Below are 4197 nucleotides of genomic sequence, written 5' to 3'. Positions count from 1 at the left end.
GCGCGCTGCGGGTATCCCCCCCCCCCCCCCCCCTCGACCCCCCCCCCCCCCCCCCCCCTCCCCCCCCCCCCCTCCCCCCCTCCCCCCCCCCCCCCCCCCCCCCCCCCCCCCCCCCCCCCCCCCCCCCCCCCCCCCCCCGGGACCGGCAAGCCCGAACAGTCCGAGACGGAAAGGCAGTTGCTGATGACCACCACCGCCTTTGCCGATCCGCCCGAAGTGGTTCCGGCCCCGTCACCGGTCCCGCCGTCGCCGACTCCGCCGCCGATCCCCATCGAACTGGAGACCGTCCTGAAGCGGATGCGGTTTCCGTACTTGCGCCGGGCGGCCCCCGAGGTCCTCGCAACAGCACGCTCGCAACGCTGGGACCCGGCCGAAGTGGTCCGGATCCTACTGGAGGAAGAGATCAAGGGCCGGGACGAGGCGACCCGCCGCAACCACCGCCAGCAGGCCCAGCTCCCGTCCGGGAAGACGTTCGACTCCTGGCGCGAGGCCGACTCCTCCATCCCGGCCCCGACCCAGCAGGCCCTGATGACCCTGGAATGGATCGGCCGCGCGGAGAATCTGGCTGTCGCCGGGCCCTCGGGCACGGGGAAAAGCCACCTCGCCGAGGCCCTGGCGAACAAGGCGATCGACGAGGGGATGAAGGTCTCCTGGTTCACCCTCGAATCGCTCACCGCCCACCTGGGGCGGGCGACCGTCGACAACACCGTCTCCAAGGCCGTCGCGAAGATCACCCGGTGCGAGCTCATCATCATCGACGACATCGGCACGCTGCCCTCCGGGCAGGCCGCCGCCGAAGCGTTCTACCGCGTCATCGACGCCGCCTACGAACGCCGGTCCGTGATCGTCACCTCGAACCTGCACCCCTCAGGATTCGACTCGATCATGCCCGAGACCCTGGCCACCGCCGCCGTCGACCGGCTCCTGCACCACGCCCACATCCTCCTCACCGAAGGCTCCAGCCTCCGACTGACCCGGGCCACCACCGGCCAGGGCGTCGTCCCGCTGGCGCCGTCGTGAGGGATCGACCGTCAGCCGTCAGGAAGCTCCCTCAAGCCTGTATCTGCACCTGAAAGGCGCAGGAGGCTCCCGACTGGGCGTGTCAAGGTCCGGTCACGGCAATCGAGTTCCCGCGTTGTCTCCCGGTCCGCACCTAGCCAGCGTTGCTGAGCCACGGCACCATTTAGGTCATGTGGTTCTTCCTGGTGCCTCTCATATTGATTCTCGCGCTCGCCTCCTGGATCGACTGGAGAGCACGACGACGCAGGAGTCGCATCCGCGGCGGAACAGCCATGTGGCGGGATGTTCGGGATGCTCGCCGCGATGCGCGTGCTTGGGAGGCTGGATCTCTCGGGCACAGCGGCGAGGACACGTCATGGATGAAGAAGCGGGCACCGTGACAACCTGCTTCTCAACCTCCTGCCAGGCGTCGTCCGCCCGATACCCCCACGCCAGCTACCCGAGCGTTGAGCCGCACGGGCGGTGAATTGTCATACCGGACAGGGAGATCAACTGTCCGCCAGCAAGGACCTCAGTTGTCCGCTCACCCGGACGTCCCACTGTCCGTGGACACCGCTGTTGTCGCAGAACAGCCGACGCACCGACAACTCGATGAGTACCGGCTGGGTGCCGACCGGAACATCGGCGATCCTGCGTCCGTAGCGGCTGTGCACCCGCATCGACGATGCCCCGCACCCCGGACACGCGGCTACCGTCCCGTCCTTCGTGCTCGCCGCGATCCGCAGCACGCCGCTCTCCACCACCACGCGTTCCACCAGCACCGTCACCAGGTGCGGGAACACCAACTCCAGCAAGGTCTCACACGACCGAAGAATGACACCCAGGATGACGGAGCGTCACCGGCGCACGGCAGCACGATCCACTTCACGGAATCCGTGCCTGAACCCGTTCACCCCGCCGAAAACACCACCCGCTACGACTGTAAAACCTGCTGAACACCACCCCGGGCCGGCGCTCTGCCAGGCGCCTGCCCGGGGCGCTTCGGCACCCGCTCAGGTTCAACCCGCTCCGTCTGTCGGCGGACGTCCTCGCCTGGATCGCGGCGGTGCATGCCGGCCGACCGGCCGACGGCCGGCCGGCCGGACACCTGAGGGAGGCCGTCCCCCTTCGGTGGCGGTTTCGTGCCTGGGCCGTGTCGCCCCGGCGGTACCGGCATTGACCGGGCATGAACACCTTCGAGCGCGCGGCGGTGGCGGTGCCACCGTCTGACCCGCGCCCGGTGCGGTTATCGGGCCGCCCCCCTTACCGGGTGGCGGCCCGCACTGCTGCGCTCACGTCCCGGTCCTCTCCGCGGGAGGAGCCGCCGGGCGCCTCGGGACACCAGGGACGGCGCCCGTCCGGGCGGAACCGCGTCAGGACTCGCCGTCGGCCGGTGACTCGGGGTCGCGGGCGGCCTTCTTCAGCGCGGCATAGAGCTCGTCAGGGTCCTGCCCGGTGTCCTCCGCGAGGCCGACCACCTCGGCCTCCACCACCTCCCCGGCCTCACGCCACGCTTCCCACGCGTCCCGCCAGGTTATGTGCTGCTCGTCGGTCCAGGTCAGGGTCGACTGCCCGTATTCCTCCTGGAGGCGCCTCACGTTCGCCTCTGCTTCGTCGGCCGCTTCCTGCAGCGCGATCATGCTGTAGATCAGTTCGATTTCCATCGGATGATCTTAGGGGCGAGCCCCCTGTCCGGCGCGCGGCCGGAGCGGCCCGCGCCCTGCCGGGCCGAGGGCGCGGCCGAGGATCTCGCCGTCGCAGCGCACCCGGCGCCCGCCCTGGGCGTCCGGCGGATAGACGACTACACGAGCAGGGCTCATCCCCTCACCCTGCCGGTGCCCGGTCACTCCAGCACTCCGAGGGCGGTGTCGGGCCGGCAGTGGATGCAGGCGGGCACGCCCTCGGCCAGCATCTGCCGTATCTGCTCGGGGTCGGCGGGGCGCAGCGGTTGCCGGTGTCCCAGCAGTCCCCGGTGTGTACGCGGGCCGGAAGCCGGCCGCCTCCGATCCCGCGCTCGACCAGCCACGCGGGCGGCTCCTTCGGCGGCCGCCTCGACGCGGCGAGGGCCTCGCGCTCCTCGGCCGTGGCAAGCGCCTATTCAGCCCGGCCGAGTTCACCGCGCAGGTAGGTGACCAGCGTCCGCAGGCGAGGCAGGTCGGGCGGCAGGACGGACACGGTTCAGCTCCCGTACTGCACCTGACGTGCGGCCTTGCACGACGCGCACAGGGGCGAGGCACCGACCCTGTATCGGCATGTGGGGGCGTGGCAGCGCGCGCAGGGGCCGGTTTGGATGGGCGCCCAGGTGGCTGGCTGGGGTCTGGCGGGGGTTTCGGGGGTGGTCATTGTGACCGAGCGCGATAGGTGGCCCGGATGGACAACTCCAATGCTCAAATGCCAGGGCGTCGTCTACTGACTTCGGCGTTTCAAGGTGAGGCTTGGGTGTCGAGGGTGAGGCCGGTGCCGGCTATGAAGCCGTTGGGGGTGTCGGGTCGGTATTGAAGGCGTTTGAGGCGGTTGCGGACGAGTGCTTCGAGGCGGTCGAGGGCCATGACGGCGAGGTTGGCGGGGCTGCGTTTGACGTGTGCCCACGCCCTCGACGGGATTCAGGTCGGGTGAGTAGGCGGGCAGCAGGAAGACCGTCAGCCAATCGCGTTCGGCGACACGGTCACGCATCTTGCGGGAGACGTGGGTGTTGCGCCGCTCCCAGACCAGCACGATCGGCGCTCTGACCAGGTGATGAACGCCGTCGACGAGCGCGACGAAGTCCCGCTCGCTCATGCTGCGACGTGTTCCCTGGCCCGCGGGATGGGTCCACAGACGGTGACACAGCCGGGTCCTGGAACCCGGCCGCATCGCGATCAGCCCAGCCACCGACAGCCGTCCCGAGCGTCGTCCGCTGACCGTCACGACCGGGGTGATCCCCCGCCGGCCCCAGGTCCGTCCCCGGGGCGGCCTGCGGGTGAAGCCGGCTTCGTCCTCGCAGCGACGTAGCCCCCGCAGGCCGCCCGGGCCCTTTTACCTCCGCCCAGGTCGCCCCCGCCACACGGTGACGGCCTGCTCGTCGCGTTCGGCGACCCGCCGCGCGGGCACCTGCGGGGAGAAACCGAGCCGGTGCATCAACCGGGTGGCACCCGAGACGCTGTAGGCGATGTGGAACTTCCGGCCGGTCAGCGTGGCCACCCTCGACGCGGTCCACAC

The 4197-nt window shown here is 70.5% G+C and carries 4 protein-coding genes and 2 pseudogenes; 1 reads left to right on the top strand and 5 read right to left on the bottom strand.

Translation table 11 applies throughout. The features are described from left to right. Positions 1 to 183 precede the first annotated feature (183 nt). Positions 184 to 1020: an IS21-like element helper ATPase IstB gene (istB, locus tag ACZ7H1_RS37245; RefSeq protein WP_470792922.1), complete on the top strand. Its 837-nt coding sequence runs from the start codon at positions 184 to 186 to the stop codon at positions 1018 to 1020. A gap of 488 nt (positions 1021 to 1508) precedes the next feature. Here the strand turns inward: istB and ACZ7H1_RS37240 are convergent, their stop codons facing one another. The 5 genes and pseudogenes from ACZ7H1_RS37240 to ACZ7H1_RS37220 form a co-directional block, all read right to left on the bottom strand. Beyond that, positions 1509 to 1802 (bottom strand): transposase family protein, encoded by a 294-nt coding sequence (locus tag ACZ7H1_RS37240; RefSeq protein ID WP_470792920.1) that lies wholly within the window; start codon positions 1800 to 1802, stop codon positions 1509 to 1511. 570 nt (positions 1803 to 2372) lie between these two features. Continuing rightward, positions 2373 to 2663, bottom strand: a complete 291-nt coding sequence (locus tag ACZ7H1_RS37235; RefSeq protein ID WP_470792919.1) for a hypothetical protein — start codon at positions 2661 to 2663, stop codon at positions 2373 to 2375. A 9-nt stretch (positions 2664 to 2672) separates the two neighbouring features. After that, entirely contained in the window at positions 2673 to 2819 is a 147-nt protein-coding gene (locus ACZ7H1_RS37230) for a hypothetical protein (RefSeq protein ID WP_470792917.1), read from the bottom strand. A gap of 23 nt (positions 2820 to 2842) precedes the next feature. Beyond that, positions 2843 to 3006 (bottom strand): annotated as a pseudogene (locus tag ACZ7H1_RS37225) (DUF6233 domain-containing protein). Positions 3007 to 3422: 416 nt separating this feature from the next. Beyond that, positions 3423 to 4197: pseudogene (locus ACZ7H1_RS37220) on the bottom strand (winged helix-turn-helix domain-containing protein); the annotation flags it as partial.

This window comes from Streptomyces sp. NPDC037401, assembly GCF_055602345.1.
Note: the sequence above shows the minus strand (reverse complement) of the source record. Positions and strands in the feature narration are given on the sequence as shown.